Source organism: Acidaminococcus hominis (assembly GCF_022484025.1).
Lineage (GTDB): Bacteria > Bacillota > Negativicutes > Acidaminococcales > Acidaminococcaceae > Acidaminococcus > Acidaminococcus hominis.
Map to the genome: position 1 here is coordinate 1,041,810 of NZ_JAKVMG010000001.1, position 12,914 is coordinate 1,054,723.

A 12,914-nucleotide genomic window follows, 5' to 3' on the forward strand; every position below is an offset into this window, starting at 1 on the left:
CACCGCAGCTCATAGGGAATTGCCACTGGGGGTACGCAGGCCCAGGTCCGTACTGCTGACCTTTTCCCCGCTGCTTAACGTGCCCGTAAAGGAAGCACTGCCACCTTCTGTACCTGCGGAATACGTTATTCCTTCATAGTTCTTGTCGGGCACATATTTTTTATCCACCAATTCCTGAAGGCTAGTGGGAGCCTTGCCGTTCTCAATGGTGTAGATTTTGGCGCCGCTGTCCAGCAGCGACAGATTGCTCACCAACTGGGTATCCTTGGACTTGTTCATGGCAGATTCTACACTGGGCATCAGGGCAGCCGCCATGACCCCGATAATGGCCATTACAGCAATGACTTCAATCAGGGTGAAACCGGGAGATTTCTTTCTTTTCTTTTTGGGTGTATTTACAAGTGTAGTCTGTTGAAAATTTTGGGTTTCTTTGGAATCGAATTGGTTCTGCAGCATAAGTTTCTTAATCTCCTTTCAAAATTGAGCGGGCAAGCGATTCATAATGGTGTACATGGGGGACAGTACAAGATACAAAAGTGCGGCACTCCCCCCTGCAAGCAGCAGTAGCAAGCAGGGTTCCAGCAATGTCTTCAGGTTCTTCAGCCGGCTCCGCAGTTCTTTTTCCATAAGGGCTGCCGCCTCTCCCAGCATTTCCGGCAATTTGCCGCTTTCTTCCCCAATGGCAATAAATTCCCGGGTCAACGACCCAAAAAATTGGGGATGATTTTCGCTGGCACCATGAAGGGACATACCTGCAATGACCTCCTGCTCCAGCTGTCGGCTTACAGTGCGCAGTTTCTCCTCCGGCAGGATAGCTCCTGCGGCGGTAAGGGCCTTATCCAACGTCAAGCCGCTAGCCAAAAGCAGGGAAAGCAGCCGGCTGTAGCGAACTTCCCACAGATCATGGTAGAGGGAAGCCAAAATGGGCAGTTTGTGCCAAAAACCGCCTTTTCCCTGCAGCAATTGGGTGCCGCACCAGCCCAGTCCTGCTAGAAAGAGGAAAACCAGGGGAGGATACTCTGCCGCCAGATTCCGCAGGTTCAGGACTCCCACAAGAAGCGGTGTTGGTTCCAGCCGCATCAGCTGGTACACGTCCATAAAAATGGGCAATATAGCCCAGGCAAAATACAGGGCAATGCATAAGGAAAGCAGAAAAACCAGTCCTGGATACATACAGGCCTGAATCACCGCTTTCTTGTTTTCCCGCTGTTCCCCATAGAAATCTGCCAAACCCTGAAGCGTTTCCGGCACCTTGCCACTTTCTTCCCCCGCTGCCACCAACTTGGGTGCCAAGCTTCCCGCCTGCTGCCAATGTTTCTGCAAAGTCTGGGAAAGGGAAAAGCCCGCCTGAAGATCCTGTTCCAGGGCCTGGCACAAATCCTGGAGTTTCTGGCTTTTGCCCAGGCCCAGTACGTGGACCGCTCTCAGAATTGGAATACCCCCTTCCAGAAGGATGGCCAATTGCCTGTACAGGGTTTCCCGTTCCAGGTCGGTAAGGTTTCTCCGCCTGCCCAACCCCAGTTTCCATTGGAAAACGGGCTTCAGTTCCAGTACATAGGGATAGGTCAAAAGCAATTTCTGCCCTGCTTCTGCCTGGCTGCCGGCATACATTTCTCCGGTTATCGTCTGCCCTTCCTGGTTCAAGGTTTTCCAGCGAAATTTTTGCATGAATTCACCTCCTTTGACAGGAATACTTCTATCCTACTTAACCGTAATGTTCCCGAATCCTGCTGCCGACAAACCATCGGTAATTTTTGCTGCATCATCGGTAATGCGCTACACAAAAAAGGACCTGTGGCGAAGAGGATTACCTCTTTTCCACAGGTCCTTGCTATTTACTTTTTTCCCTTACCCTTCCTTCTTCCCCTTCATCCAGCCGTTCAGATACCCCATAATCAGGGTAGTAATGGACAGGCCGGCACCGAAGCGGGCGTTCAAGGCAATGAGTTTTTTGCACCAGACGGCCAGGCCAGGGTTACTGGTAACGATGGCCACGGCTTGGCCCATTACGATGAAGATGGCGCAGCCGAAGGTCAGGGCCAGGAAGATATAAAATATGGTGAGTAAAAGCGGGTTCAAGGTTTTCATGGCAGCCTCCTAACTGATAACGGGCAGAATGCCCAGGGCGATCAGGGCAGCGATGCAGGCAATGGGTATGGCGTAGTTACACATGAGCTTGCTGAAGGTCCGGGTGACGTCACTGCCGGAAATGCCGCAGGAAATGTAGATGGCCGAGGAGCTGGGAGGAATGGCGCCCTGGTTGGACACCAGCATCAGGAAGACGGCTACGGCGGTGGCCGGGGCTACGCCTGCATCCTTCAGGCACAGGAAGCACATGGGGCCCAGAGCCATGGTAGCGGCGGAGGCATTCAGGGGGCCTACCACGCATTCTACCACCACTACCAGCAGGAGAATGGTCAGTACCTTGCTCAGGCCCAAAGCGTTCATGAAAACGGATACGTCGTGGCCGAAGCCGATGGAGCTCAGGGCTTCGGAGCCGCACATGGCGAACATGATAATGGGGGCCACGTTGAAAAACTTTTTGGCCAGGGGCTTAAAGAAGCCCTTCCAGCCGGCGGCGTCGTGGGGCAGGTGTTTTCTGCCTTCAAACAGCACCCCCAGGATGATCAGCACCGGCACCCAGATGATGATGTCGATGGCTTTGACGCCCTTGGCGCCAAAATGGCTGTGCCGCAGCATTTGGGAAATGGGGCCGGTGGTCAGCAGCAGGGGAATCATAACCCCTACGAAGATAATCAGGGAGCCCCATTTTTCCTTGATGGTGGTCCAGAAGTTGGGCACGTCTTCTTCTTTCAGGGCTTCAATGTGGTACCGGCGGATGAAGTACGAGGTCAACAGCAGCCGGTACAGCACCCCGTAAAGGCCGGTGCAGAGAACGGCAATGTACACGTCCCCGGTGGTGGTATAGGCCGCCACATCCGCAAAGCCCAGCATCAGGAACATGGACGTGCTGGGCGGCAGGGATACCCCCAGGCCAGCGTTGCCGGAGTTCATGATGGCGGCCATGTCGGCGCTCCAGCCGGTTTCCATCATCCAGGGAATGGTAATGCTCCCTACGGTGGCGGCGTTGGCTGCGGTGGAGCCGGAAATCAGCCCCATGAGGGCGCTGGCCAGTACGGAAATGTACGCCGGGCCGCCCCGCAGGCGTCCAATAAGGGAGTTCAAAATATCAATAAGCCGACCGATGATATTGGTTTCTTCCATCAGGGCCGCCATGCCTACAAACAAAATAGGCGACAGGCAGGAAGAAGTACGGGTGCCTCTCAGGAAGGAACTCCAAAGGGCCGCCGGTGCCTTGTCCAGGCCGTGGAGCAGGCAGACGATGATCCAGGAAATCATCATGGCTTCCGCCAATTTCCGTTTCACCACCAGGTTCCAAATAAGGATAAATCCAATGTAGGCCAAGAAGGCCCAGATGCCAATCCCAATTTCCATAATTGATTCCTCCGTTATTCCTGACAGGACTGCGTGAATTTTTGCAGTTGGGTTTCCAGGGCTGTTTTCAGCAGGCTGTCATCCCTGCCTACGGAAAAGCAGCGCACGCCCTGCTCCAGCAGTTCTGCATACCGCTTCTGGCTTTTGCACAAAATGGTGGGCGTCTTGCCGTAGTCCAAGGTCTTGCGAATGATGGTGTTTTCTGCGTCCAAAACCTTGGGATGGTTCTTCTGCCCCGGTACCCCCAGGGACTGGGACAGGTCGTTGCAACCGGTGGCCACCAAATCAATGCCCGGCACGGACAGGATTTCGTCGATCCGTTCCAGGGCTTCCTTGCTTTCAATTTGGATGATATTGTACACCTGGGTGTTGGCCTGGGCCTGGTAGGCGCTGGTGGTAAGCCCGCTGAGCTGCACCACCCGGCTGGCCCCGGTAAGGCCCCGGTCCCCCAGGGGCGGGAACTTGGTCAGCTCCACAATCCGTTTGGCCTCCAGGGCGCTGCTCACATGGGGAAACATCAGGGCTGTGGCCCCCATATCCAGCAGAGGCCCCGCCTGTGCCGGGTCCGCCAGCCGCAGCTGCACGTCAATATTCAAGGCTCTGCCCAGCCGGAGCATTTCTCCTATAGTACTGTAGTCGTAGAGGATATGCTCACAGTCCAGCCGGACAAAATCGTAACCGGCCAGCTTGGCATATTCCAGCACCACCGGGTCCGTCAGGGCCAGGTTCAGGCCAAAAGAAGGTTTTCCTTGTTTTTCGTTCGCCAGTACGCCCATGCTTACCCCTCCTTGCCTCCCAGCTGTTTTAATCCCCGCTGGGCCAGGATTTCGTCCACGTTCTCCATAACCAGGTGCCCTTCTGCAATGTTCTTCAGGGCCCGGGCTTCCTTCTGGAGCTTCTCGGCGGCCCGTTGGGCCACTTCCTGCACATCTTCTTCCGGCAGGCAAATCACTCCGTCCCGGTCTGCTACGATGATATCCCCGGGCCGGACAACCACGCCCCCGCAGGCAATGGGGTAATTGATCTGCCCCAGGCCGTTCTTTTTGCAGCCGGCAGGCATCAGCCCCCGGGCAAATACCGGCATATCCGTTTGCAGCAGCTCGTCCAGGTCTCTTACGTAGCCGTCCACAATGACGGCCTGAATGCCCAGCCGCTGCATCCGCCGGAGCATAATGCCGCCGCAGGCGGACGCACAGCCCTCGCCGGTAATCTTGATGACCAGCACCGCTCCCGGCTGAATCAGGGCCATGGCCTTGTGGACCATCAGGTTATCTCCCGGGGGAATTTCCACCGTCACTGCGGGTCCAATGACCTTCCGGTACACCCCCAGGCTGTGGATGGCCGGGGTCAGCACATAAAAACCGTGGGTGCCGTCTGCCAGATTGCATACGCCGTAGGGTTCCAGGGCCTTCAGTGCCTTGCTGCTGCACGTGCCGCTGCAAGTCCGGTAGCGAAACCCTACCTGTCCATTCTTTTCTTGTAATTCCATGGTTCTGCTCCTTCTTGTGGAAAGTCTTGCGATTTTTCTATATATTTAGTATACTGTTTGCAAGCTACAGTGTAAAACAGTTAATTATAGTCAATTATCACAGATAAAATTCTGTGGATAGGAGGACCCATGAACCAGCGGAGTTTGCTTTATTTTTTGACCACGGCGGAAGAACGGAACATGACCCAGGCCGCCAAAAAGCTGTTTATTTCCCAGCAGACCTTGAGCTCGGCCATCCAGCGGCTGGAAAAGGAATACCATACCCAGTTTTTCCTCCGGGGTCCCCATCTCCAGCTGACAGATGCAGGTCACTGCATGGTCACCTACGCCCGGGAAATGCTGGCCCTGGAAAACAAGCTCACCGATACCCTGGATGAGGTGGCCCAGAACCTGCGGGGGGCATATTACCCTGGGCATCACCCCCATCCGCTCCCGGCTGATTCTCCCGGACTTTCTGCCCCAGTTCTACCAGAAGTATCCCCATATTGACCTGACCCTCCTGGTGGACGGCTACCGGCAGCTGGAAGAACAGCTCCAGGACGATACCCTGGATGTGCTGGTAGCCACCTCCCGGACGGCCGCCAGCCATATAGAGCGGCAGCTGCTGTACCGGGACCCCTTCTGCCTATTGCTGCCCCAAAAGCTGCTCACAGGCTACTTCCCGCAGCTCGCCGGCAAAAAGCCCGCCGTACTGTCCGTGGAGCAGCTGGACCCGGGCCGGCTTATGGACCTGTTGGTCCAGGAACCCTTTCTCCAGATGATCCATTCGGCCATCAAAAACAACGGGGATTCTTTCTTTTATCAGCTGGGCATTAACCCCCGGCCCCTGTACTCCATCCACGACCTAGAAACCGTCACCAAGCTGACCCTGCGGGGGCTGGGCTATTCCTTCTCCTTTGCCCAGTTTGCCGCCCAGATGAACCGGGAATACCAGGCCCTGCAAAAGGAACAGCCCCCCATTACCCTGGTGCAGATTCCCCATTTTGACAGTGAAATCTGCTGTCTGACCAAAAAACACAAAACCCAGTCCTACGCCCTGAAGATTCTCCTGAAGGAACTGACGGAGTACTTCCAGGGTGCAGAACCGGGGGAAACGCCAAAAAGAAAGTAGTGCTAAATTGTCCACCAGAAGGAAAAACAGCCTGTTCTGCCAAGTGCAGGGACTGACGGAGTACTTTCAAGGTGCAAAATCGGGGAAATCGCCACTAAAAAAAGCAGTGCTAAATTGTCCGCCAAAAAGAAAAACGGCCTGTTCTGCCAAGTGCAGAATAGGTCGTTTTTCTTTTGCAGGTTATTCAATGGTAACGGATCTGCCCTCCAGAGCCTGACGCAGGGCTTCATCGCTCACTTCCTGGTTCCGGTCCATATACACTTCCACAGCTCCCAGGTCTTCCCGCACCGTGGCTTGCTGTACCCCGGGCACGCTTCCCAGGGCAGCCGCTGCCTTTGCCAGGTCCCCCTGGAGCAGCTTCACCAGCTTGTAGTCCAGACGCTCGATTTTAAAGATAACCGGACGGGTGCCATCGGAGCAGCAGGCAATCATCTGGTGCTCGTCCCGCATCCAGCCCCGCATAATGGAGCCTCCTTGCAGGCCGGTGTAGATATACCGGCTGATGGCATCCCAGGCCTCGGAGCAATGGGGCATGGCCGGACCGCCGGCCACCCCGGCTGCCGTCCCCTGGGTTTCCTTCAGGGTATTCAGCCCCATATGCCAGAAATCGTCCTGAAGGCCATACCGCTCAAATACGAAGGTATCCCCCACATTGTAGCAGGGACAAGCCCCAGACTGGGGGTCTGCGCAATAGGCCTCCTGGAGCTCCGGGTACAGCTTCTTGTCGATTACCGTAACTTTTACTTTGTACTGCATGGAAAATTCCTCCTCTTGCGTTGTGCTTCCCTAAAAAACGTTTTTATAAAGTATAACCTAACCGATAGGCTTCCTGAGCAAAAGCCGTTTCCTTCAGCTGGGCCGCAGTTGTGCAGCCGTGGGCATAGACAGCGCCGGCTGCCTGCCACCCCAAATAGCGCATATCCGTCTGGAACCAGATACGCATACCATCCATATAGGAAGGGTCCGGATTGGAACCGGTTACCAGAAGAATGCATTTTTTGTGGGTTCCGCGAATATGTTCATCAATGCCATGGTAACGGTCGATAAGGGTGAGAAACTGGGCCGATGCAGCATGGTAATATAAGGGTGTAGCATAAATCAGAGCCTCCGCCCTTTCAATTTTGGGATAAATCGCCGTCATGTCATCTTGGTAGATGCAGGGATGCTTGCCGCTTTCGCAATGATTGCAGCCAATACAGGGATGTATATTGGCAAAAGCCGCATCCACCCGTTCCAGGCTGTGCCCTGCTGCCTGAGCGCCGGCCATGGCCTGCTCAGCCAGACAATTCGAGCAGCCCTGCCGATGGGGGCTGCCGGTAATCACCAGTACCTTCATGCGTAATGCCTCCTATTCAATATAATACACCCGGTCCGGTTTCCGGGCCGGGGCCTCAGGCAAGGGGCCTTCCGGATAGCCCAGCACGCAGTGGCCGATGCCTTCCCATTCCCCCTGGATACCCAGTTTTTGCAGAAGCTCCTGGCCGTAGGGCAGCTCAAATTCTTCCTTGGCCCGGTGAATCCAGCAGCTGCCAATGCCCAGGGCCTGGGCAGCCAGCATCAGGTTGCCCATTACCAAGCTGCCGTCGTACACATGGTTCACCCAGCTTTTGTCCCCCAGGACAATAAGCACCACCGGGGCTCCGTAGAAAGGATCAAAGCCCGGCTTCCAGCCTCCGATTTGCCGGTTCAGGTCGCTAAGTTCATCCCGGACCTTTTTATTGGTGACCGCAATAATCTTGGTGGCCTGCTTGCCCATGCCGCTGGCGGCGTACAGGCCGGCCTCGATGATGGCATCCATGTCCTCGCAGGGAATCAGGTCCGGTTTAAATTTCCGGATGCTCCGGCGCTGCTTGATGCACGCCAAAATTTCGTTCATTTTTTCGCCTCCAAAAATGGTAAAATAAATCTCAGTATATACTGAGGTGAACAACGATGGAATGGACTCCCAAATACATTTTTGCTGATGACTTTCGCAGCCTGGAAGGGTATTTTGCCGCAGCGCCCCACAAGGATGTTTCCTTTCGCAAAGGGGACTACCTGTGGGAACCGGGCGAACCGTTTGACCGGATTCACTACATCAGAAGCGGCGTAGTGGAAAACTACCTGATCCACGAAAACGGCCACCGGAAGATTCTCTCCTTTCATGCAGGGGGAACTATTTTCCCCGGCTTCCATTACCTGCACTACAAGATTGAAGAATCCCTGCTGAGCCGGGCCATGACCCATGTCCAGGCCTACGAATTTACCCAGGCCCAGTTCGCCCAGCTGTTTGAAGCCAATCCGGCCCTGGTGCGCCGGGTCATCGACTGGTTCTCCTCCTACACCAACCTGTTAATCTACGATGGCGCCCACCAGGAATACAACAGCTCCTTTGTCCGGCTGTGCAACCTGCTGTACCTGCTAAAGCTCAGCGAAGTGGGCCGGCGGAATATGCTCCAGGACCTGACCCAGGAAGAACTGGCGGATACCCTGGGCGTCAGCCTGATCAACGTGAGCCGGGGGCTGACCCAGCTGCGCCGCCTGGGCATTATCGAAACCAAACGAAAGACCATCACCATCCTGGAGCCGGAGCGCCTGATGCAGCTCTGCTCCGGGGAAACCCTGCCCCAGGCTTCCCTATAGGTATACCAAATTTCTTTCTTCTCTTCCGCATCAAATGATAAACAACAAATCGTTTCCAACCCAAAATAGCCGCTTCACGCCCCCTGTTGCCAGGCAATAAGCGCTGCTTTCTGTACGCATTATACTAACATTATTTCCAAAGAAAGCTGTTGATTCCTACAGCCTTTTGCAGAAAAATTGCCGTTTCGCTATAATAGTTCCCAATCCCCCAAATTAGGGGGAATTGAAATCCATTTTACCCTCTGTTTTTTGAATGAAGCGCACTTCCTGGTCCTGTTCAAATCACACAAAGCATCTCCAGTTGCTGATCTGGGGCCAGGAGAAGGCTTCCTTCCAACCGGGTACAAAGTATACTAGAAGGCGCACCTTATGGATAAGGAATTGGTAGAAACGTTTTTGACTGTAGCAACCGTACGGAATATCAGCAAGGCCTCCAAGCTTTTATACGTATCCCAAGCCACGGTGAGCTATCGGCTGAAAGCCCTGGAACGGCAGGTGGGTGCAGAACTGGTGCTGCGCAGCAAGGGAATCCGCCGGGCGGATCTAACGGACAATGGCCGCCGGCTGCTGCCCCTGGCCAAGAACTGGCTGGAAGCCAACCAGGCTTTTGAAAAATTTGAACCGCAAAGTTAAAATAAAACAAAACACCCCTGAAGAAATGCCTGGCATTTCTTCAGGGGTGTTTTGTTTTAGAGTGCACCTGTTGGAACAACAGCAGCTATCAAAACAACTGGTCTTGATGGTCCTCCGCCCAGGCGTAGATGAGTGCAAAAACCACCATGAGTACCGTAAGGACGACGGCCACTGTCCCAGCATGCTCGGGAGACACAAAAATCGAGGCGAGAATATACATCGCCACTAATTCAACCCCCAGCGCCAAAAGCAGCAGCGGCAGCAGACAAAGGAGGTCCATCAAAGCCCCGCCAATGAGTCCTAGAACAAACACGAAGCTCGCCAAAGCCCGGAACAACTTCCCCATACCCATCACCTCGCTTTACAAAAAACAAGGACAACTTCCTATTATGTATATTATATCATAACAATATAAAAGAAAGAAAAAGAAAAACCGGGTACTTTGGGAGGTAGGCCGTGGGGTTCAATTGGCAGGGGCATGACCGGGTGCGCCTATACAGGCTGTACTTCTCTTACCCTTCTACAACAACTGTCAGCAGCACCAGGTCCTGGCTCCCTGTATTGGTCAGGCTGTGGGAAGAACCCTTAGGGCAGATATGGCAGCAGCCCGGAGTCAGGGGCTCCTCCACTCCATCACACAGGGCGGTGCCCGTGCCGGACAGGACAAAGTTGATATCCGTACTGGTTTCGTGGCGGTGGAGCCCAATGGACGCTCCCGGCAGCAGCCGGGAGGCAATGACCTTGCCGCCCGGATAGGGCAATAGCTGGGCAGCCACTTCTCCTGTACCCCCATTCATAGCTGAAAAAACCCGTTCCTCGGATTTGGAAAACTGAAGCAGCATAATATCCTCCTTAGACAGTGCAGCAGAAATGATTTTCCACACTACGATTAAATTTTTAAATTGATTATCCAATATTTCAATTTGATTTATAAGTATCTACTAGCCTACAATACAAGTAATCCAAAAAACAACCAACCATTCCCGGCCCCTTAGCCGGTTCCAAGAAAGGATGATTCCTATGAGTAAAACCTTGCTTCTCTACTATTCCCGGTCAGGGGAAAACTACGTGAACGGCCGGATTGTTTCCCTGCCGGTTGGGCAGACCAAAAAGGCCATCCAATACCTGGCAAAGGCCACCGGCGCCGACACCTTTCAGGTGGAAACGGTGAAACCCTACAGTACGGATTATCACACCTGCACCCAACAGGCCCTGGAGGAGCTGCACACTGGCGCCCGGCCGGCGATTTTACAGCCCCTGACGGATATTTCCGCCTACGACAAGGTGGTAATTGCGGGGCCCTGCTGGTGGGGCACCTACCCTATGGCAATCTTTACCCAGGTGGAAATGCTGGACTTTACCGGAAAAACCATTTATCCCCTGCTGACCCACGAGGGCTCTGGCCTGGGCCACGCCGCAAAGGATCTGCTAAAGGCCTGCAAGGGCGCCCGTCTGGGCCAGAGCCTGGCTATTCAGGGAGCCGCCGTAGATGCTTCAGAAAAGCAGCTGCTGGACTGGGCCAGGGCCTGCGGCCTAAAACAGGCTTAGCAGGGAAAATCCGGCTGCCCGGCGTACAGCTCCTGGAGCAGGGCAACAAACTGCCAGACACTGGTGCGGCGGTCCTCCTTGTGGGTACACAGCACGCAGGGCAGGGTTTCCGGACAGTCAAAGGGTATCCAGGCAAAGGCCCCAGTATGGTCGTTGAGAAACCCTGGGGACAGCACGATTCCCCGCTGGGAGGCCACATAGGTCAGGGACATGTCGTGGCTTTCACTGTTGAAATATTGGCAGCCGGTATGCTCCACCACCCGGCGCTGGACCTGACGCAGGGGGTCCTGGGAAGGGCCGCCCACCATCAGGGTCCGATCTGCCAGGTCCTGCTCCGTAATTCGCGTTTTTTGGGCCAGTGGGTCATCCTGCCGGGTCACCAGATAAATCTTGCTGTCAAACAGAGGATGCAGCTGCACATCTGGCAGATGGCGCACATCCCCCTGGTAGGCAAAGCAGATATCGTACTCGCCTTTAAGAAATGCTTCGATGCCCCGATGCCAATCAAAGCCAGGGGTTACAGAAATCCCCGGATGCTCCTGTTCGAAACGCTCCAGGGCCTGGGGCAAAAAGTACAGCGCCGAACGGATGGGCATTACCAGCCGGAGATTCTCCTGGAATCGGGCCGCAAAGTTCTGTCCCTGCTCTACGGCAATCCGCAGTTCTGTCATCACATTCTGCAAGGTAGTGACAAACTGCTCCCCGGCTGGGGTCAGAGCTGCCCCTCGGCCGGAACGGTCAAACAGCCGGAAACGGATTTCTTGCTCTGCCAATTTAATCTGGTAGGTCAGGGTGGGCTGGGAAATATAAAGGTTTTCCGCCGCCCGGTTAAAGTTGCCGGTTCGGGCCAGCTCCAGAATATATTCCATCTGTTTGGTATTCACACACGTCCCTCCCTGTCAATTCATTGATTGTTATTGCTTTTATTGTACCTGGGGCATCGCTCCGGAACAAGTCAAAAAAGAAAAAGTCCTGCAAAAATGCAGGCACTATAAAAAGGAGAATCGGTTATGGACTACGTTAAGTTTGGCAATACCGGCATGGAGGTTTCCCGGATTTGTCTAGGTATGATGAGCTTCGGAAAGCCCGGTGCGGAAAATGGTTTGTTTCCCTGGGCGCTGGACTACGAAGCCGGCAAGCCCCTGTTCCACCGGGCCCTTGAACTGGGCATCAATTACTTTGATACCGCGAATGTGTACCAAATGGGCAGCAGCGAAGAAAATACCGGCCGCTACATTCGGGAATTTGGCCTGAACCGGGATGAAATCGTGGTGGCCACCAAGGTGAATTTTGCCATGCGGCCCGGCCGTCCCAATGGCGGCGGCCTGTCCCGGAAGAACATTCTGGCAGAAATCGACCACAGTCTGGAACGTCTGGGGCTGGATTACGTGGATGTGTACCAGATTCACCGGCTGGACCCCAATACCCCCATGGAGGAGACCCAGGAAGCCCTCCACGACGTGGTAAAAAGCGGCAAGGCCCGGTACCTTGGTGCTTCCACCATTTTTGCCTGGCAGCTGGAACGGCTGCAAAACCTGGCCGCCCAGCACGGCTGGACCCAGTTTGTATCCTTGCAGCCCCAGTACAATTTAATCTACCGGGAAGAAGAACGGGAAATCCTGCCCCTGTGCCAAGACCGGAAAATGGCCGTGGTGCCCTGGAGTCCCCTGGCCGGCGGCCGCTGTGCCCATCCCTGGGGCACCATAACCCCCAGGACCAAGGTGGATACGGTCTCCCCTCTGGTGTGGGATGCCACCAAGGAGCAGGATAAAAAAGTGGTGGATAACCTGGCTGCCGTCGCCCAAAAACACGGACGCTCCATGGCCCAGGAAGCCCTGGCCTGGCTTCTGTCCAAGCCCTCTATTACAGCTCCCATTGTGGGCTGCACCACGGTACAGCACGTGGAAGAAGCGGTAAGCGCCCTGTCCATCCACCTGGACGAAGAAGAAATCAAAGCTTTGGAGGCACCCTATGTGCCCCACGTGAAAACCGGACTGTACTAATTCCAAACTGCATATGAGAAAAAGGCACAGCGCTAAGCGCTGTGCCTTTTTG

At 54.7% G+C, this 12,914-nt stretch carries 17 protein-coding genes and 1 pseudogene; 6 read left to right on the forward strand and 12 right to left on the reverse strand.

Annotated features, from left to right (window positions below; all coding sequences use genetic code 11):
- Positions 1 to 9: 9 nt before the first annotated feature.
- The 6 genes from LKE88_RS04420 to LKE88_RS04445 form a co-directional block, all read right to left on the reverse strand.
- Positions 10 to 456: a type II secretion system protein gene (locus LKE88_RS04420; protein ID WP_105327257.1), complete on the reverse strand. Its 447-nt coding sequence runs from the start codon at positions 454 to 456 to the stop codon at positions 10 to 12.
- Between the two features lie 18 nt (positions 457 to 474).
- Complete coding sequence (locus LKE88_RS04425) at positions 475 to 1,668, reverse strand: type II secretion system F family protein (RefSeq protein ID WP_105327256.1); 1,194 nt, start codon at positions 1,666 to 1,668, stop codon at positions 475 to 477.
- Positions 1,669 to 1,848: 180 nt separating this feature from the next.
- Positions 1,849 to 2,088, reverse strand: coding sequence for a hypothetical protein (locus LKE88_RS04430; RefSeq protein ID WP_105327255.1), 240 nt, complete (start codon positions 2,086 to 2,088; stop codon positions 1,849 to 1,851).
- A 9-nt stretch (positions 2,089 to 2,097) separates the two neighbouring features.
- Positions 2,098 to 3,456, reverse strand: coding sequence for a TRAP transporter large permease subunit (locus LKE88_RS04435; protein ID WP_118286867.1), 1,359 nt, complete (start codon positions 3,454 to 3,456; stop codon positions 2,098 to 2,100).
- Positions 3,457 to 3,470: 14 nt separating this feature from the next.
- Entirely contained in the window at positions 3,471 to 4,232 is a 762-nt protein-coding gene (locus tag LKE88_RS04440; RefSeq protein ID WP_276802850.1) for an HpcH/HpaI aldolase family protein, read from the reverse strand.
- Positions 4,233 to 4,234: 2 nt separating this feature from the next.
- The gene (locus LKE88_RS04445; protein WP_105327252.1) at positions 4,235 to 4,945 is read right to left on the reverse strand and encodes an RraA family protein; all 711 of its coding nucleotides are present in this window, start codon (positions 4,943 to 4,945) and stop codon (positions 4,235 to 4,237) included.
- Between the two features lie 129 nt (positions 4,946 to 5,074).
- Here LKE88_RS04445 and LKE88_RS04450 point away from each other — a divergent pair, with 129 nt between their 5' ends.
- Both LKE88_RS04450 and LKE88_RS04455 read left to right on the forward strand, forming a co-directional pair.
- The gene (locus tag LKE88_RS04450) at positions 5,075 to 5,434 is read left to right on the forward strand and encodes a LysR family transcriptional regulator (RefSeq protein ID WP_276802852.1); all 360 of its coding nucleotides are present in this window, start codon (positions 5,075 to 5,077) and stop codon (positions 5,432 to 5,434) included.
- Positions 5,319 to 6,056: a LysR family transcriptional regulator substrate-binding protein gene (locus LKE88_RS04455; protein ID WP_276802854.1), complete on the forward strand. Its 738-nt coding sequence runs from the start codon at positions 5,319 to 5,321 to the stop codon at positions 6,054 to 6,056. The genes LKE88_RS04450 and LKE88_RS04455 overlap by 116 nt, the downstream gene beginning before the upstream one ends.
- A gap of 366 nt (positions 6,057 to 6,422) precedes the next feature.
- Here the strand turns inward: LKE88_RS04455 and LKE88_RS04460 are convergent.
- The 3 genes and pseudogenes from LKE88_RS04460 to LKE88_RS04470 form a co-directional block, all read right to left on the reverse strand.
- Positions 6,423 to 6,812: pseudogene (locus tag LKE88_RS04460) on the reverse strand (TIGR04076 family protein); the annotation flags it as partial.
- A 43-nt stretch (positions 6,813 to 6,855) separates the two neighbouring features.
- Positions 6,856 to 7,392 carry a flavodoxin family protein gene (locus tag LKE88_RS04465; protein WP_105327249.1) on the reverse strand — a complete coding sequence of 179 codons (537 nt, stop codon included), beginning with the start codon at positions 7,390 to 7,392 and terminating at the stop codon, positions 6,856 to 6,858.
- A 12-nt stretch (positions 7,393 to 7,404) separates the two neighbouring features.
- Positions 7,405 to 7,932 carry a nitroreductase gene (locus LKE88_RS04470; protein ID WP_105327453.1) on the reverse strand — a complete coding sequence of 176 codons (528 nt, stop codon included), beginning with the start codon at positions 7,930 to 7,932 and terminating at the stop codon, positions 7,405 to 7,407.
- A gap of 56 nt (positions 7,933 to 7,988) precedes the next feature.
- Here LKE88_RS04470 and LKE88_RS04475 point away from each other — a divergent pair, with 56 nt between their 5' ends.
- Both LKE88_RS04475 and LKE88_RS04480 read left to right on the forward strand, forming a co-directional pair.
- A complete protein-coding gene (locus tag LKE88_RS04475) occupies positions 7,989 to 8,678 on the forward strand; it encodes a Crp/Fnr family transcriptional regulator (protein ID WP_105327248.1) in 690 nt (229 codons plus the stop codon).
- Positions 8,679 to 9,047: 369 nt separating this feature from the next.
- Positions 9,048 to 9,311: a LysR family transcriptional regulator gene (locus tag LKE88_RS04480; protein ID WP_105327247.1), complete on the forward strand. Its 264-nt coding sequence runs from the start codon at positions 9,048 to 9,050 to the stop codon at positions 9,309 to 9,311.
- A gap of 88 nt (positions 9,312 to 9,399) precedes the next feature.
- Here LKE88_RS04480 and LKE88_RS04485 read toward each other — a convergent pair whose 3' ends face one another.
- Entirely contained in the window at positions 9,400 to 9,657 is a 258-nt protein-coding gene (locus tag LKE88_RS04485) for a hypothetical protein (RefSeq protein WP_118286862.1), read from the reverse strand.
- 166 nt (positions 9,658 to 9,823) lie between these two features.
- Complete coding sequence (locus LKE88_RS04490; protein WP_105327245.1) at positions 9,824 to 10,153, reverse strand: cupin domain-containing protein; 330 nt, start codon at positions 10,151 to 10,153, stop codon at positions 9,824 to 9,826.
- A 178-nt stretch (positions 10,154 to 10,331) separates the two neighbouring features.
- Here LKE88_RS04490 and LKE88_RS04495 point away from each other — a divergent pair, with 178 nt between their 5' ends.
- Complete coding sequence (locus tag LKE88_RS04495) at positions 10,332 to 10,859, forward strand: flavodoxin (RefSeq protein WP_105327244.1); 528 nt, start codon at positions 10,332 to 10,334, stop codon at positions 10,857 to 10,859.
- Here the strand turns inward: LKE88_RS04495 and LKE88_RS04500 are convergent.
- On the reverse strand, positions 10,856 to 11,743 hold the full coding sequence (locus LKE88_RS04500; protein ID WP_118286861.1) for a LysR family transcriptional regulator: 888 nt from the start codon (positions 11,741 to 11,743) through the stop codon (positions 10,856 to 10,858). The genes LKE88_RS04495 and LKE88_RS04500 overlap by 4 nt on opposite strands.
- Positions 11,744 to 11,869: 126 nt before the next feature.
- On the opposite strand from LKE88_RS04500, the gene LKE88_RS04505 reads away from it, so the two are divergent.
- On the forward strand, positions 11,870 to 12,862 hold the full coding sequence (locus tag LKE88_RS04505; RefSeq protein ID WP_105327242.1) for an aldo/keto reductase: 993 nt from the start codon (positions 11,870 to 11,872) through the stop codon (positions 12,860 to 12,862).
- Positions 12,863 to 12,914 lie beyond the last annotated feature (52 nt).

Excerpts from the sequence above, each read along its gene's own strand:
- LKE88_RS04440 (WP_276802850.1), bottom strand. The coding sequence starts at position 4,232 with ATGGGCGTACTGGCGAACGAAAAACAAGGAAAACCTTCTTTTGGCCTG.
- LKE88_RS04470 (WP_105327453.1), bottom strand. The coding sequence starts at position 7,932 with ATGAACGAAATTTTGGCGTGCATCAAGCAGCGCCGGAGCATCCGGAAA.
- LKE88_RS04450 (WP_276802852.1), top strand. The coding sequence starts at position 5,075 with ATGAACCAGCGGAGTTTGCTTTATTTTTTGACCACGGCGGAAGAACGG.
- LKE88_RS04495 (WP_105327244.1), top strand. The coding sequence starts at position 10,332 with ATGAGTAAAACCTTGCTTCTCTACTATTCCCGGTCAGGGGAAAACTAC.
- LKE88_RS04475 (WP_105327248.1), top strand. The coding sequence starts at position 7,989 with ATGGAATGGACTCCCAAATACATTTTTGCTGATGACTTTCGCAGCCTG.
- LKE88_RS04485 (WP_118286862.1), bottom strand. The coding sequence starts at position 9,657 with ATGGGGAAGTTGTTCCGGGCTTTGGCGAGCTTCGTGTTTGTTCTAGGA.
- LKE88_RS04480 (WP_105327247.1), top strand. The coding sequence starts at position 9,048 with ATGGATAAGGAATTGGTAGAAACGTTTTTGACTGTAGCAACCGTACGG.
- LKE88_RS04465 (WP_105327249.1), bottom strand. The coding sequence starts at position 7,392 with ATGAAGGTACTGGTGATTACCGGCAGCCCCCATCGGCAGGGCTGCTCG.
- LKE88_RS04430 (WP_105327255.1), bottom strand. The coding sequence starts at position 2,088 with ATGAAAACCTTGAACCCGCTTTTACTCACCATATTTTATATCTTCCTG.
- LKE88_RS04425 (WP_105327256.1), bottom strand. The coding sequence starts at position 1,668 with ATGCAAAAATTTCGCTGGAAAACCTTGAACCAGGAAGGGCAGACGATA.
- LKE88_RS04455 (WP_276802854.1), top strand. The coding sequence starts at position 5,319 with ATGAGGTGGCCCAGAACCTGCGGGGGGCATATTACCCTGGGCATCACC.
- LKE88_RS04490 (WP_105327245.1), bottom strand. The coding sequence starts at position 10,153 with ATGCTGCTTCAGTTTTCCAAATCCGAGGAACGGGTTTTTTCAGCTATG.
- LKE88_RS04420 (WP_105327257.1), bottom strand. The coding sequence starts at position 456 with ATGCTGCAGAACCAATTCGATTCCAAAGAAACCCAAAATTTTCAACAG.
- LKE88_RS04445 (WP_105327252.1), bottom strand. The coding sequence starts at position 4,945 with ATGGAATTACAAGAAAAGAATGGACAGGTAGGGTTTCGCTACCGGACT.
- LKE88_RS04505 (WP_105327242.1), top strand. The coding sequence starts at position 11,870 with ATGGACTACGTTAAGTTTGGCAATACCGGCATGGAGGTTTCCCGGATT.
- LKE88_RS04435 (WP_118286867.1), bottom strand. The coding sequence starts at position 3,456 with ATGGAAATTGGGATTGGCATCTGGGCCTTCTTGGCCTACATTGGATTT.